This window comes from Herbaspirillum huttiense, assembly GCF_004367745.1.
Classification (GTDB): domain Bacteria; phylum Pseudomonadota; class Gammaproteobacteria; order Burkholderiales; family Burkholderiaceae_D; genus Herbaspirillum; species Herbaspirillum huttiense.
Genome location: NZ_CP037993.1, coordinates 5,434,651 through 5,449,098, shown reverse-complemented (window position 1 = coordinate 5,449,098; position 14,448 = coordinate 5,434,651). Strand labels below are relative to the sequence as shown.

Below are 14,448 nucleotides of genomic sequence, written 5' to 3'. Positions count from 1 at the left end.
CCATGTCGCATGACCGTCATTCCGAACTCGGCATCCACCCTCTGGGCGAGGGCGAGCCGCAACAGCGCCAGCAGATGATGAAGCGCGCCCGGCTGGTGCTGGTCGTGGTGCTGGTATTGCTGGCCGCCGGTGCTGCGCGCACCCTCGTGAGCCGCGCTGCCAACGCCCGTGCGCTGGAGGCCGGTACCGCTGAACGCGCCAAGATCTTCGTGCGGGTGGCACCGGCCCGCAGCAGCGCCGAGGGCCAGACGCTGGCCTTGCCGGGCAGCCTGCAGGGCTTCGTGCAGTCGCCCATCTCGGCCCGCTCGGGCGGCTATCTCAAGCGCTGGACCAAGGACATCGGATCGGAAGTGAAGAAGGGCGAACTGCTGGCTGAACTCGATACGCCGGAAATCGACCAGCAACTGTCGCAAGCCCTGGCCGCACGCCAGCAGGCCGCCTCCAGCATGGAGCTGGCCCGGAGTTCGATGGCACGCTGGGAAGCCCTGCGCAAGAAGGACGCGGTCTCCCAGCAGGAACTCGATGAACGCCGCAGCGCCTTTGCCCAGGCCAGTTCCAACCTGGCGGCGGCCGACGCCAACGTCGAGCGGCTGCGCCAGGTGGAAGGTTTCAAGCGCATCGTGGCGCCGTTCTCGGGCATCATCACGCGCCGCAACGTGGATGTGGGCGACCTGATCGACCCGGGCGCGGGCCGCGCATTGTTCGTGCTGTCGCAGACCGATCCGCTGCGGGTCTACGTCAACGTGCCGCAGGCCTATGCCAACCTGGTCAAGCCGGGCCAGCAGGTGACGGTGACCCAGTCCGAACTGCGCGGATGCAAGTTCGAGGGCAAAGTGGCACGCACCGCTGGCTCCATCGATGCGGCCACGCGCTCGATGCAGATCGAGGTCACGCTCTCCAATGCCGACAACGCGCTGCTGCCCGGTGCCTTCGTGCAGGTGGAGCTGCCGTTGAAGCCCAGCGGCACGCTGCTGGTCGCGGCCGATACGCTGATGTTCCGACGTGATGGCTCGCTGGTGGCGGCGGTGGATGAACAGAACAAGGTGCGCCTGAAGAAGGTCAGGCTGGGCCGCAATTTCGGCCTGACGGTGGAAGTGCTGGAGGGCTTGAAGGGCGATGAAAAGCTGATCCTCAATCCTTCCGATTCGCTGGCTGAAGGTGATCAGGTCGAGCCCACACTGGACCAGCCCAAGGACAAGGCCGCCGACAAGAAGGCCGCCTCATGAGCCTGCCGCGCCGCCACAGCATCGCTCCAGCCTTGGCCCTGGCCAGCGCCCTGCTGCTGGCCGCCTGCGCCAGCGGTCCCGACTACGTGCGGCCGCAGGTCGACATGCCCGCCGCCTGGACCCCGGAAGCCCCGTGGCGCGCCATGCAGCCGCAGGACGCCGCCCCGCGCGGGCCCTGGTGGGAGCGCTTCAACGATGCGCAACTGAACGCCCTGCAGCAGCAGGCCCTGGCCGGCAACCAGACGCTGGCCATCGCCACTGCTCGGCTGGCCCAGGCGCGTGCGCAGCTCGATGTGGCGGGCGCGGCGCAAGCCCCGCAGGTCGGCATCAATACACGTGCGGCGCGCGCCCGCATCTCGGCCAACCGGCCGCTGACCAACTACAACTCGCCCAACTTCGCGACCGTACAAAACGATTTCGCGCTGGGTTTGAATGTCAGTTACGAACTGGATTTCTTCGGGCGCGTGCGCCGTTCAGTGGAAGCGGCCACGGCCTCGGCCCAGCAATCGGCGGCGGATCTGGAAAACACCCGCCTGCTGCTGACCGCAGAACTGGCCAGCAATTACTTCAACCTGCGCGAGCTGGACATCGAGCTGGACGTGGTCCGGCGTGCCATCGAACTGCAGCGCAAGGCGCTGGAACTGGCCACCGCGCGCCACGATCTGGGGGCTACCTCGGGGCTGGACGTGGCCCAGCAGCAAGCCCTGCTGGACAACACGCTGACCCAGGTGGATCTGCTGGGCCGGCAGCGGGCGCAATACGAGCACGCCATCGCCACGCTGACCGGCACCCCGGCACCGGCCTTCAGCCTGCCTCCTTCGCTGGCGCCCATTGCGCTGCCGGAGATTCCGCTGGGCATCCCGTCGGACGTGCTGGAGCGTCGTCCCGATGTGGCGGCAGCCGAACGTTCGATGGCCGCGGCCAATGCCCAGATCGGCGTGGCCAGCGCAGCCTTCTACCCCAGCTTCATGCTGCAGCCCGGTTATGGCGTGGACAGCCGCAACTGGGCCACGCTCTTCAACGCACCCAGCGTGCTGTGGTCACTGGGGGTGTCGGCCTCGCAAAGTTTGTTCGATGCCGGCCGCCTGCGCGCCGGTGTGGATTTTACCCAAGCCGGCTACAACGCCACCGTGGCGACCTATCGCCGCACCGTGCTGACCGCGATGCAGGAAGTGGAAGATGGCATCACCGGTATTGCTTCACTGGACCGCGCCTGGCGGCAATCGCAATCGGCCATCGCCAGTGCCCGCCGCGTGCTGGATATCGCCACCAGCCGTTATGAGGGCGGTGCCACGCCTTATCTGGATGTCATCACCGCCCAGCAGGCCCTGCTCAACAGCGAGCGCCAGGCGGCGCAGTTGATGGGACAGCGGCTGCTGGTGTCAGTGTTTCTGATCAAGGCCCTGGGTGGAGACTGGCATGCCCGCCGTGAGGAAACGCCTCTTGTGCAATCAAAAACATTATCGTTTGCAGAGAAGTAGTGATCAGGTGGCCTGACCAGTTTGCACGATAGTTGACATACTTCCTGTCGCGCTTGTCAGCTTCAGGGAGGAAGCGGGCAATTGCCCCGTAAACGCCCGTGTAATCAGCGTTATGGCCGCTTCCTGAGCTGCCTAGAATCGCTGGTGAAATCCATCACAAGCGAAATAACGAGGCAGACATGAACTGGTTCAACAATCTGAAGATCGCCAAGAAGCTCATTCTTTCCTTTGCGGCCGTCATCATCCTGACGGTCATCCTGGGCATCTTCGCGATCCGCGAATTGAAGGCGGTGAACCAGGCCTCCACCGACATGGCCACCAACTGGCTGCCCACGATCAAGGCGGCGCAGTCGATCCAGGCTTCACTGCCGCGCATGCGCATTTCCGAATTGCAGATGATCACGGCGGCCACCCCCGCCGAGCGTGAAGATGCGCTCAAGGCCATCAAGTCGCGCCTGGATATCCTGGCCAAACAGCGTGCCACTTACGAAGCCCAGATTTCGGAATCGGAAGAAAAGCTCGCCTACGAGAAGTTCTCCAAGAGCTTCGCTGCCTATCTGGAGATCGACAAGAAGCTCGCCGAGATTTCCGGTGCCGGCAAGGAAGAGGAAGCGCGCGCGATCTTCAAGGGGGATTCCAACAAGACCTTCCGCAGCATGCTGGAAAACATGGACGAGATCATCAAGATCAACGACGCCGGCAGCATGCGTTCGGACCAGACCGCCAGCGATGTCTTCAACTCGGCGCGCGCCTGGATCATCGGCCTGCTGGCCGCCATCGTGGTGATCGCTTTCGGGCTGGCGCTGGCGGTGGCACGTGCGGTCTCGCGTCCGCTCAATGAGGCGGTGAGCGTGGCCGAGCGCGTGGCGCAGGGCGACCTGACGGTAGACATCCGTTCCGACAGCAAGGATGAAACCGGCATGCTGATGCATTCCCTGCGCGCCATGAACGACAGCCTGAACAAGATCGTCAGCGAAGTGCGCTACGGCACCGATGCCATCACCACGGCTTCGCAGGAAATCGCAACCGGCAACCTCGACCTGTCCTCGCGCACCGAAGAGCAGGCCGGTTCACTGGAAGAAACCGCCTCGGCCATGGAAGAACTGACGGCCACCGTCAAGCAGAACGCCGACAATGCCCGCCAGGCCAACCAGCTCGCTGCATCGGCCTCCGACGTGGCCAGCCAGGGCGGCGAAGTGGTGGGGCAGGTGGTGCAGACCATGGAAGGCATTACCGAAAGCTCGAACCGCATTGCCGACATCATCACGGTGATTGACGGCATCGCCTTCCAGACCAACATTCTCGCCTTGAATGCGGCCGTGGAAGCGGCGCGTGCCGGCGAGCAGGGCCGCGGCTTCGCGGTGGTGGCTTCCGAAGTGCGTTCGCTGGCACAGCGTTCGGCTTCTGCCGCCAAGGAGATCAAGCAGCTCATCGACGACTCGGTACAGAAGGTCGGTGCCGGCAGCCAGCTGGTCGAACGCGCGGGTGCCACGATGAGCGAGGTGGTGGCCAGCGTCAAGCGCGTCACCGATGTGGTGGCCGAGATCAGCGCAGCCAGCAGCGAGCAGAGCACCGGCATCGAGGAAATCAATCGCGCCATCACCCAGATGGATGAGGTGACCCAGCAGAATGCGGCGCTGGTCGAAGAAGCCGCCGCCGCCGCGCAGTCCTTGCAGGATCAGGCGGGACGCTTGTCACAGGTGGTGAGTGTGTTCAAGATCCAGCGTTGAGTCTGGTTCGGCGGGACGTGCTTCAAGCGGGTTTTGCCCCACGTAATTCGCGGTTACGCCATCCATATATGCCATACATGCGATATATGCCACATATTCCATTCATTCCAATCTGGAATGAATGGAAGGATGTCTTTCATTCCGGTGGCAACTCGAAGCAATAACCCACGCCATACACCGCCTGGATGGCATTGTGTCCGGGGAAGCAGGGTTCGAGCTTGCGGCGCAAGTTCTTGATGTGGGTATCGATGGCGCGATCGGTGACCGAGCGGTCATCATCGTGCAGGTGGTTGAGCAGCTGTTCCCGCGAAAACACCTGGCCCGGTGCGGCCGCGAACGTCTTGAGCAGGCGCAGTTCCAGTGGCGTCAGGTTGAGCGGCTCGCCGCGCACGCTGGCTTGATGGCGGGTCTCGTCGATGACCAGCGGCGAGTTGCTCTGCGGCAGCGGATCCGCTTGTACTGAACGCTGCACCGAGGCATTGCGCCTGAGCATGGACTTGACCCGCGCCACGATCTCGCGTGGCGAAAACGGGGTCTTGCCGATGTAGTCATCGGCCCCCAGCTCCAGTCCGCGCAGACGGTCTTCTTCCTCGGCGCGCGCCGTCAGCATCAGTACCGGCACGTCCGAGAAGGTGCGCAACTGGCGGCAGATTTCCCACCCATCCATCCCCGGCAACATGATGTCCAGCAGGATCAGGTCCGGCCGCTGTGCGCGGACTGCATCCAGCGCCGCATCCCCGCGTGCCACATGGCGCGAGGTATAGCCGGCCACCGCCAGGTATTTCTGCAGCAGTTCAGCCAGCTTCGGTTCATCCTCGACGATGAGGATGTCGGCCCGCTCGGGCGGCGCGAAGCGGAAATCGTCCGTGGATTCGTTCATGCGCGGTCTTCCTCATCTTCTGCGCGGGCCGGCAACACCACCGAGACCCGTAGTCCGCCCAAGGGTGAGGCGGTGGCACCGATGGTCCCCTGATGCGCATCGACGATGCGGCGGCAGATCGCCAGCCCCAGCCCGGCACCGCCGCTGGCGCGGTTGCGCGAGGCCTCGACCCGGAAGAAGCGATCAAAGAGGCGCGCCATGACTTCAGGAGGCACACCCGGTTCGCTGTCATCGAAGACCAGGTGCCAGTGCTGTTGCAGCAGTTGCGCATGCACCTGCAGACGGCCGCCGCTGTCGGTATAGCGCAAGCTGTTTTCGAACAGGTTGTTCAACAGTTGCTGCAGGCGCGCCGCATCGGCATGCACCGGCATGGTGGCAGGCAGACTGCAGGTCAGCGTCATGCCGCGCTGGCTGAAACGCTCGGCATAGATCGCCGCACTGTCGCGCAGCAGCGGTGCCAGGTCGATGTCGGTGCGGCGATAGGTAAGGGCACCGGCATCGGCCAGTGACAGATCGTAGAGATCGCCGACCAGCTTGTTGAGATGTTCCACCTCGCTCTTGAGCGAGCGCAGCGTCTGCGCGTCGGGCTGCAGTACGCCATCTTCCAGGGCTTCCAATTGGCCGTTGAGGATGCCCAAGGGGGTGCGCAATTCATGCGAGACATCGGCCATGAATTCGCGCCGCAGTTTCTCGTTGCGCTCCAGCGTCATGGCCAGCTGGTTGAAGTCCTGCGCCAGCATGCCTACTTCGTCGCCCGATTCCACTTCCACCCGGATCGCATAATCGCCGCCCGCCAGGCGGTGCGTGGCGCGGGCTACACGCGTCAACGGACGGGTCAGTACACCCGAGATGCGCACCACCAGGAACGCCGCCAGCATCACGGCCACCACCGCAATGATGATCTGCGCCAGGAACTGGCTTTGCTGGAACCGCAGGTCGATGGAGCCGATCACGCTCTCGAAGGGCGTCTGCGCCACCCAGCCGACGATCACGTCATCCTGCATCAGCGGGCTCAGGCGCGCATCGGGACCGACATCCGGATAGCCGATCACCAATTGGCGGCGCGCATCGAGCAGCGAGAAACGCAGGGTCGCGCCGGTGAGGTCGGAGGGGGTGAAGGTCGGGCCGGAAGTGCGGACCGCACCGCTGTGTTCGACGATGGCCGGCTTCATCAATTCGAACCAGGCGCGCGGATTGTCGCGCAGGAATTCCCAATTGCCGTGCTCGCGATAAGCCTGTTCCAGGCGCGGCACCATGTCTTCCATGCGCTGCTGGGCCTGCTCGTTGAGATAGCCGAGGAAGTCGCGGTTGAAGATGTAATGCCCCGCGCCATTGATGGCCGCAATCACCGCCACGATCAGGGCCAGCATCGCATAGAAGAGCTTCAGGCGAATGTTGGCGCGATAGAAGAAGCGGTCGGTCAGCTCGGCGATCGAGTGGGCGATGGACATGGGATGCAGCAGGCGGTCGGTGGAATCAGGCCAGAGCTTATCAAGAACCCGGCCGGCGGTGGCGCACGAGTTGCCGATGTCATGCGCGATGTTGCAGGACGGACATGCCGTCGCACTTGCTCATTTTTCCCTCACATTTGTTTTCCATAATCGCAGGTCCGATAGCTCATTGCGCCCGGAACCCGCGCCCATGGCGGCTGGCGGACGGGCAGAAAGCCACCCGATCATGCACGAAAACCTCTCACTCCCGCGCCGCCAAGGGCGCAGCCCCTCCACCGCAGCCCGCCTGGTGCTGTCGCTGATGCTGGTGGCCGTCCTTGGTGCCTGCTCCAAATCCGGCGACCAGCCCAAGCCTGCGGCCCAGTCCGAAGTCGGCTATGTGGTCGTCAAGGCCCAGCGCCAGGCGCTGACCACCGAGTTGCCTGGCCGTACCACGGCCTATCTGGCGGCCGACATCCGTCCACAGGTGGGCGGCATCATCCAGAAGCGACTCTTCAAGGAAGGCAGCAACGTCAAGGCCGGCCAGCCGCTGTACCAGATCGATCCGGCCAGCTACCAGGCGGCCTATGACAGCGCCAAGGCATCCCTGCTGAAGGCACAGGCCACGCTGGCCTCCTCCAAGCTGAAGGCCGACCGTTATGCCGAGCTGAACAAGATCGACGCCGTCTCCAAGCAGGACAACGACGACGCCCAGAGCACGCTGCGCCAGAACCAGGCCGACGTGGAAGTGCAGAAGGCCGCCGTGCAGACCGCAGCCATCAACCTGCAATACACCAAGATCCTGTCGCCCATCTCGGGCCGCATCGAGAAATCCAGCGTCACTCCCGGCGCGCTGGTGACGGCCAGCCAGACCACCGCACTGACCACGGTGCAACAGATCGATCCGATCTACGTCGATGTGACGCAATCCACCGTGGACCTGCTGCGCCTGCGCCGCGAACTGGCCAGCGGCCAGATCAAGAAGAGTGGCGACAATGCCGCCCAGGTCAAGATCCTGCTGGAAGACGGCTCCACCTATGAGCGCACGGGCAAGCTCGAATTCACCGGTCTTTCGGTCGATACCGGCACCGGCATGATCACGCTGCGCGCGGTGGTCCCGAATCCGGATGGCGTGCTGCTGCCCGGCGCATATGTGCGTGCGGTGCTGGAAGAAGGTGTGGATGACCACGCGCTGCTGGTGCCGCAGAAAGCCGTCAGCCGCGACCAGACCGGCGCGGCGACGGCCCTGGTGCTGGGGGCCGACGGCAAGGTCCAGCAGCGCCTGGTGACCGTGGCACGCGCCGTGGGCAACAACTGGTGGATCAGCAAGGGGTTGCAGCAGGGCGACAAGCTCATCGTCGATGGCTTGCAGAAGGTGCGTACCGGTGACACTCCGCGTGCCATCGACATCACCGACAGCCTGCAGAAAGACCTGGCGCGTGAAGCCGCTGCGGCGGCCGCCGATCCCTCGTTGGGCGGTGATGCCGACAAGGCCGACAAGGCGGGCGAGTCCGCCGCTGCCCCGGCCACCAGCGTCCAGTCGAAGTAAGCGAGGCGCACATGGCACGTTTCTTTATCGACCGGCCCATCTTCGCGTGGGTCATCGCCATCATCATCATGCTGGGCGGGATGATGTCGATCCGCTCGCTGTCGCTGGAGCAGTACCCGGACATCGCGCCGCCCAAGGTCAACATCAAGGCGACTTATACCGGTGCCTCGGCCAAGACCCTGGAAGACTCGGTGACCCAGGTCATCGAACAGCAGATGAAGGGTCTGGACAACCTGCAATACATGTCGGCCAGTTCCAGTTCGGCCGGCAGCGCCACGGTGGCGCTGACCTTCACCGCCGGGACCAATCCGGACGTGGCCCAGATGCAGGTGCAGAACAAGCTGCAGCAGGTCACGGCGCGCCTGCCGCAGGCGGTGCAGAACAATGGCGTGACCGTCACCAAGGCCTCCACCGATATCCTGATGGTGCTGTCGCTGACCTCGGATGATCCGCGCATCACCAGCATCGACATCGGCGACTTCATCAGCAGCACGCTGACCGACCAGATCAGCCGCGTGGAAGGCGTGGGCGACGTGACCGCCTTCGGCACCAATTACGCGATGCGCATCTGGATCGATCCGGCCAAGCTGCAGAAGTACGCGCTGATGCCGTCCGACGTCACCAGCGCGCTCGAAGCGCAGAACACCGAAGTGTCGGCCGGCGAGATTGGCGCACTGCCCGCACAGCCGGGACAGCAGATCAACGCCACCATCACGGCGCGCAGCAAGCTGACCACGCCGGATGAATTCCGCAACATCATCGTCAAGTCTTCCGCCGATGGTTCAGTGGTGAAACTATCTGATGTGGCCCGCGTGGAGCTGGGTGGCGAGAGCTACCAGGTGGCCTCGCAGCAGAACGGAAAACCGTCTTCGGCACTGGCGATCCAGCTGGCCACCGGCGCCAATGCGCTGGCCACGGCCGATGCGGTCAAGAAGAAGATGGCCGAGCTGGAGCCCTACTTCCCGGCCTCCATGAAGCTCAAGACCAACATCGCCTACGACACCACGCCTTTCGTGCGCGTGTCGCTGGAAGAAGTGGTCAAGACCCTGATCGAAGCCATCGTGCTGGTGGTGCTGATCATGTACCTGTTCCTGCAGAACATCCGCGCCACCTTCATTCCGGCCATCACGGTCCCGGTGGTGCTGCTGGGGACCTTCGGCATCCTTGCCATGTTCGGCTATTCCATCAACACCCTGACCATGTTCGGGATGGTGCTGGCCATCGGCTTGCTGGTGGACGATGCCATCGTGGTGGTGGAAAACGTCGAGCGCCTCATGAGCGAAGAAAAGCTCAGTCCCAAGGAGGCCACCCGCAAGTCCATGCAGGAAATCACCGGTGCGCTGGTCGGTATCGCCATGGTGCTGTCGGCGGTGTTCATCCCGATGGCCTTCTTTGGCGGATCGACCGGCGTGATCTATCGCCAGTTCTCCATCACCATCGTCTCGGCCATGGCCTTGTCGGTGATGGTGGCGCTGACCCTGACCCCGGCGCTGTGCGCCACGCTGCTCAAGCCGCATGCGAGCGGCCACGTGCAGCAAGGAAAATTCTTTACCTGGTTCAACCGCACCTTTGACCGCAGCGCGACCCGCTACCAGGGCGGTGTCGGCGGCCTGCTCAAGCGGGGCAAGCGCGGCCTGCTGATGTATGCGCTGATCGCCGTGGCGATGGCGGTGCTGTTCATGCGCCTGCCCACGTCCTTCCTGCCGGAAGAAGACCAGGGCGTGCTGATGGCCCAGATCCAGCTGCCCACGGGCGCGACCGCCGAGCAGACCGCAACCGTCGTGAAGACCGTGCAGGAATACTTCATGAACAAGCCCGAGTCGGTTGATTCGGTGCTGGCCATCGTCGGTGCAGGCGTGGGCGGCAACAGCCAGAACGGTGCGCGTGCCTTCATCCGCTTGAAGGAGTGGGACCAGCGTACCGGTACCGGGCAGTCGGCTTCCGAGCTGGTGCGCCTGGCCAACGCGGACTTGTCCAAGATTCGCGGGGCGCGCGTGTTCCTGATGAATCCACCTGCGGTGCGCGGCTTGGGACAGAGTTCCGGCTTCGACCTGGAATTGAAGGATGTGGGCGGCGTGGGCCACGATGCGCTGTTGAAGGCGCGGGACCAGTTCCTGCAACTGGCGCGCGGCAATGCGCTGCTGGCCAATGTGCGGACCACCGGCCTCGATGACACGCCGCAATTGCGTGTGGCCATCGATGACCGCAAGGCAGATGCATTGTCGATTGCGACCTCCGACATCAACTCGACATTGGCCACTGCCATGGGCGGCACCTACGTCAATGACTTCCTCAGCAACGGGCGCGTCAAGAAGGTCTATGTGCAGGGCGATTCCGCCTTCCGCATGCAGGCCGAAGACCTGAACCGCTGGTATGTGCGCAACTCGGCCAGCCAGATGGTGCCGTTCTCGGCCTTCATGAGCAGCAAGTGGACGTACGGACCTTCCCTGCTGGAGCGCTACAACGGCGTGTCGTCCTTCGAGATCGTCGGTGAACCGGCAGCGGGTGTGAGCTCGGGCACGGCCATGGCCGAAGTGGAAAAACTGGTGGCGCAACTGCCGGCCGGCATCGGCTTCGAGTGGACTGGTTCGTCCTATCAGGAGCGGCTCTCGGGCAACCAGGCACCGATGCTGTATGCGATTTCCATCCTCTTCGTGTTCCTCTGCCTGGCGGCCTTGTATGAGAGCTGGTCGGTACCGTTCGCAGTGATCCTGGCGGTGCCGCTGGGCATCGTCGGGACCGTGCTGCTGACGGGGATTTTCGGGATGTCCAACGACGTGTATTTCCAGGTGGGGCTGCTGACCACGGTGGGCCTGTCGGCCAAGAACGCGATCCTGATCGTGGAATTCGCCAAGCAATTGCACGAGTCCGGCAAGAGCCTGCGGGATGCCACCCTGGAAGCGGTGCAGCTGCGCCTGCGTCCGATCCTGATGACCTCGCTGGCCTTCATGTTCGGCGTGCTGCCGCTGGCCGTGGCCAGCGGGGCCGGCTCGGCCAGCCGCCGCGCCATCGGCACGGGCGTTCTGGGCGGCATGCTCTCGGCCACTTTGCTGGGCATCTTCTTCGTGCCCTTGTTCTACTACCTGATCGGCACCTGGCTGGACCGCCGCGCGGCGAAGAAGCCGCGCCAGGATGACGATCACGCGACACAAAAGGAGGGCGTGTGATGACCCGGCCCGCACAACAGACATCCATCCTCTGGACCCGCACGGCCATGGTGCTGGCGCTCACGGCAGCGCTGGCGGGCTGCGCCAATCTCGCACCCGATTACGCGCAGCCGGCCGCACCGGTGCCGGCCAGCTGGACCCAGCAGGTCGATGGCAAGCCGGTCGGCAGCAACGCCGGCAAGGCCGCTGGCGAGATTGATGCGGACCAGCTCGGCTGGCGCGAATTCTTCCTCGATCCACGTCTGCAGCAGGTGATCGCCGCTGCGCTGGAGAACAATCGTGACCTGCGGGTGGCGGCGTTGAACATCGAGAAGGCGCGTGCGCAATATCGCATCACCGATGCCGATCGCTATCCGGCCATCTCCGCCACCGGCACCAGTACTGCCAGCCGCACGCCGTCTGAGTTGTCCACCAGCGGCCGCGCCACGGTGTCGCGGCAGCAGAGCGTGACGGTAGGGATCAGCGCTTACGAACTCGATTTCTTCGGTCGCCTGAAGAATCTCTCGGATGCGGCGTTGGAGACCTATCAGTATCAGGTCGAGACCCGTCGCAGCACGCACATCAGCCTGGTGGCCGAAGTGGCCACGGCGTGGCTCACGCTGGCCTCCGACCGCGAGCTGTTGAAGCTGGCGCAGGACACCTATGCCAGCCAGTCGCGCACCTTCGAACTGAGCCAGCGCAGCCATGATATCGGCACCGTCTCCGGGGTCGACCTGGCCAGCCAGGAAGCCACGGTGCAAGCGGCCCGCGCCGATGTGGCCAGCTACACCAGCCAGGTTGCGCAGGACATCAACGCCCTGCGCCTGCTGGTCGGGGCCGATATCGATGCGGCGCTGCTGCCCACCGGCTTGCCGGATACCGCCAGCGTATTGCCTGCCACGCCTGCCGGCTTGCCGTCGCAAGTACTGCTGCGCCGCCCGGATGTACTGGCCGCAGAACATACGCTGAAATCCGCCAATGCCGACATCGGTGCGGCGCGCGCGGCCTTCTTCCCCAGCATTTCGCTCACCGCTGATGGCGGTACGGCCAGCCGCACGCTGGGCGGCTTGTTCAAGGCCGGCAGTGGCAGCTGGAGTTTCGTGCCGTCGATCAACCTGCCCATCTTCAATGCGGGCAGTCTGCGTGCTAGCCTGGATTCGGCCAAGATCACGCGCGACATCGATGTGGCCAATTACGAGAAGGCGATCCAGACCGCCTTCCGCGAAGTGGCTGATGCGCTCGCCGTGCGCGCCACGCTGGACCAGCGGCTGGATGCGCAGGGCCGGGCCACGGCGGCCAGCGAGAAGGCCTTCCGCTTGTCCGAGGCACGCTACAAGAATGGCATCGACAGCTATCTCACCACGCTGGTAGCGCAGCGCACGCTGTACTCGGCACAGCAGACGCTGATCTCGCTGCGACTGACCGAGCAGAGCAATCGCATTACGCTCTACAAGGTCCTGGGCGGGGGCTGGAATGAGGACACGGCGCAGCCTGTGGCTGCTGTGCAGCGCAGTCCGTCGTGATCGAGCTGACGGCCGTCAGCGCACGATCCGGTGCTGCGCCGGCATGATGTCGGCGCAGCAGCGGGTCATCATCATCGGCCGCCACGTCAGCATCCCTTTGGTCGGCGCTGAACTGTCCGCACCATTGTGGCTGTTGATGTGACTTGCGGTATTTTTATCGTGAAATGAATGGGTTTTGGCGATATTTTGCTGCAAGTGTTTCCTGCGTGAAGCTTCATATCTGAACCCATCACTTGCCCCTTAATCTGGTTGACAAGCCGTACACCGGCGGGAATAATCCGCCAAGTGATACGACAACGTACAAGCTCTGCCGACCCGATGAAGGCGCAGGGCTATCGGCGAGATCACCGCCTTTGAATGCAGCACCGATCCGACAACAACAACGATGAGCAACCATCAGGAGACAGCCCGCATGAGCGCAGACACCGACCGTGATGCGTGGCAGACCGCCCGTTTTTCCCGACTCCTGCTGACCGGCGCGGCCGGTGGCGTGGGCCGGCAATTGCGTGGCCGCCTGGCCTCCTTCGCCGAGCGTGTGCGGGTGGCGGATCTGGCTGCGGCCATGGAGGCCGCGGGTCCCGCGGCGGCGCATGAAGAAGTGCTGGGCTGCGACCTGGCCGACCGCGCCGCGGTCGATGCCATGGTGGCGGGCTGCGAGGCCATCATCCACCTCGGTGGCGTGTCGGTGGAGCGTCCCTTCGAAGAGATTCTGGAAGCCAACATCAAGGGCGTCTTCCACATCTACGAGGCCGCGCGCCGCCATGGCGTCAAGCGGGTCATCTTCGCCAGCTCCAACCACGTCACCGGTTTCTATGGCCAGGATGAGCGCATCGATGCGCACGACATGAAGCGTCCCGATGGCTACTACGGCTTGTCCAAGTCCTATGGCGAAGACATGGCGCAGTTCTACTTCGACCGCTATGGCGTGGAGACGGTGAGCATCCGCATCGGTTCGATCTTCCCGGAAGCGACCAACCGCCGCATGCTGGCCAGCTGGATGAGCATGGACGATTTCGAGCAACTGCTGCGCCGTGCGCTGTTCATCCCTGGCGTGGGTCACACCATCGTCTACGGCATGTCGGCCAACGCCAAGACCTGGTGGGACAACCGCCACGCCGCGCACCTGGGCTATGCGCCCAAGGACAGTTCGGAAATCTTCCGCGCCAAGGTGGAAGCGCAACCGCAGCCGGCCGCCGATGATCCGGTGGCGACCCTGCAAGGTGGCGCCTTTACGGCTGCCGGACCCTTTGATCCGTTGGCGAACTAACTTAATTTATCCACAGCGTTTTCTCGTTTCATCGCGGCATTCCGTCGTAGTTCATCGCCGCAGTTCATTGCATTTTCCGCGCGCCACGCCATTCTTCAGCGCGCGGCATGGCAGCACCGCACGCAACAGCTTGACCTGAATCGCAGCAAGGCAGCACCCGGCACACCGGGCCGCTCGCACGCAGCAGGATCGCGCCCGCGCCGCACCGATGTCCGG

The 14,448-nt window shown here is 64.0% G+C and carries 10 protein-coding genes; 7 read left to right on the top strand and 3 right to left on the bottom strand.

Annotation, left to right across the window (positions count from 1 at the left end; genetic code table 11):
* Nucleotides 1-2: 2 nt before the first annotated feature.
* The 3 genes from E2K99_RS24310 to E2K99_RS24300 all read left to right on the top strand — a co-directional run bounded on the left by E2K99_RS24310 (nucleotide 3) and on the right by E2K99_RS24300 (nucleotide 4,437).
* Nucleotides 3-1,226, top strand: coding sequence for an efflux RND transporter periplasmic adaptor subunit (locus tag E2K99_RS24310; protein WP_134223869.1), 1,224 nt, complete (start codon nucleotides 3-5; stop codon nucleotides 1,224-1,226).
* On the top strand, nucleotides 1,223-2,707 hold the full coding sequence (locus E2K99_RS24305; protein ID WP_134223868.1) for an efflux transporter outer membrane subunit: 1,485 nt from the start codon (nucleotides 1,223-1,225) through the stop codon (nucleotides 2,705-2,707). Before E2K99_RS24310 ends, E2K99_RS24305 begins: the two co-directional genes overlap by 4 nt.
* A 179-nt stretch (nucleotides 2,708-2,886) precedes the next feature.
* Entirely contained in the window at nucleotides 2,887-4,437 is a 1,551-nt protein-coding gene (locus E2K99_RS24300) for a methyl-accepting chemotaxis protein (protein WP_134223867.1), read from the top strand.
* A gap of 136 nt (nucleotides 4,438-4,573) precedes the next feature.
* Here the strand turns inward: E2K99_RS24300 and E2K99_RS24295 are convergent, their stop codons facing one another.
* Nucleotides 4,574-5,317 carry a response regulator gene (locus E2K99_RS24295; RefSeq protein ID WP_134223866.1) on the bottom strand — a complete coding sequence of 248 codons (744 nt, stop codon included), beginning with the start codon at nucleotides 5,315-5,317 and terminating at the stop codon, nucleotides 4,574-4,576.
* Nucleotides 5,314-6,768: an ATP-binding protein gene (locus E2K99_RS24290; protein WP_134223865.1), complete on the bottom strand. Its 1,455-nt coding sequence runs from the start codon at nucleotides 6,766-6,768 to the stop codon at nucleotides 5,314-5,316. The genes E2K99_RS24295 and E2K99_RS24290 overlap by 4 nt, the downstream gene beginning before the upstream one ends.
* Before the next feature lie 226 nt (nucleotides 6,769-6,994).
* Here E2K99_RS24290 and E2K99_RS24285 point away from each other — a divergent pair, with 226 nt between their 5' ends.
* From E2K99_RS24285 to E2K99_RS24275, 3 genes are read left to right on the top strand one after another with little or no spacing between them, the layout of a single operon-like run.
* Nucleotides 6,995-8,296, top strand: a complete 1,302-nt coding sequence (locus E2K99_RS24285) for an efflux RND transporter periplasmic adaptor subunit (protein WP_276321808.1) — start codon at nucleotides 6,995-6,997, stop codon at nucleotides 8,294-8,296.
* Nucleotides 8,297-8,307: 11 nt separating this feature from the next.
* The gene (locus E2K99_RS24280; RefSeq protein ID WP_134223864.1) at nucleotides 8,308-11,463 is read left to right on the top strand and encodes an efflux RND transporter permease subunit; all 3,156 of its coding nucleotides are present in this window, start codon (nucleotides 8,308-8,310) and stop codon (nucleotides 11,461-11,463) included.
* The gene (locus E2K99_RS24275; protein WP_134223863.1) at nucleotides 11,463-12,965 is read left to right on the top strand and encodes an efflux transporter outer membrane subunit; all 1,503 of its coding nucleotides are present in this window, start codon (nucleotides 11,463-11,465) and stop codon (nucleotides 12,963-12,965) included. The genes E2K99_RS24280 and E2K99_RS24275 overlap by 1 nt, the downstream gene beginning before the upstream one ends.
* A gap of 15 nt (nucleotides 12,966-12,980) precedes the next feature.
* Here E2K99_RS24275 and E2K99_RS24270 read toward each other — a convergent pair whose 3' ends face one another.
* Nucleotides 12,981-13,160, bottom strand: a complete 180-nt coding sequence (locus E2K99_RS24270; RefSeq protein WP_134223862.1) for a hypothetical protein — start codon at nucleotides 13,158-13,160, stop codon at nucleotides 12,981-12,983.
* Between the two features lie 217 nt (nucleotides 13,161-13,377).
* Here E2K99_RS24270 and E2K99_RS24265 point away from each other — a divergent pair, with 217 nt between their 5' ends.
* Complete coding sequence (locus E2K99_RS24265; protein ID WP_121041165.1) at nucleotides 13,378-14,232, top strand: NAD-dependent epimerase/dehydratase family protein; 855 nt, start codon at nucleotides 13,378-13,380, stop codon at nucleotides 14,230-14,232.
* The last annotated feature ends 216 nt before the right edge of the window (nucleotides 14,233-14,448 follow it).

Bases quoted from the DNA above. Each gene is read 5' to 3' on its own strand.
- E2K99_RS24310 (WP_134223869.1), top strand. From the start codon at position 3: ATGTCGCATGACCGTCATTCCGAACTCGGCATCCACCCTCTGGGCGAG.
- E2K99_RS24305 (WP_134223868.1), top strand. From the start codon at position 1,223: ATGAGCCTGCCGCGCCGCCACAGCATCGCTCCAGCCTTGGCCCTGGCC.
- E2K99_RS24300 (WP_134223867.1), top strand. From the start codon at position 2,887: ATGAACTGGTTCAACAATCTGAAGATCGCCAAGAAGCTCATTCTTTCC.
- E2K99_RS24295 (WP_134223866.1), bottom strand. From the start codon at position 5,317: ATGAACGAATCCACGGACGATTTCCGCTTCGCGCCGCCCGAGCGGGCC.
- E2K99_RS24290 (WP_134223865.1), bottom strand. From the start codon at position 6,768: ATGTCCATCGCCCACTCGATCGCCGAGCTGACCGACCGCTTCTTCTAT.
- E2K99_RS24285 (WP_276321808.1), top strand. From the start codon at position 6,995: ATGCACGAAAACCTCTCACTCCCGCGCCGCCAAGGGCGCAGCCCCTCC.
- E2K99_RS24280 (WP_134223864.1), top strand. From the start codon at position 8,308: ATGGCACGTTTCTTTATCGACCGGCCCATCTTCGCGTGGGTCATCGCC.
- E2K99_RS24275 (WP_134223863.1), top strand. From the start codon at position 11,463: ATGACCCGGCCCGCACAACAGACATCCATCCTCTGGACCCGCACGGCC.
- E2K99_RS24265 (WP_121041165.1), top strand. From the start codon at position 13,378: ATGAGCGCAGACACCGACCGTGATGCGTGGCAGACCGCCCGTTTTTCC.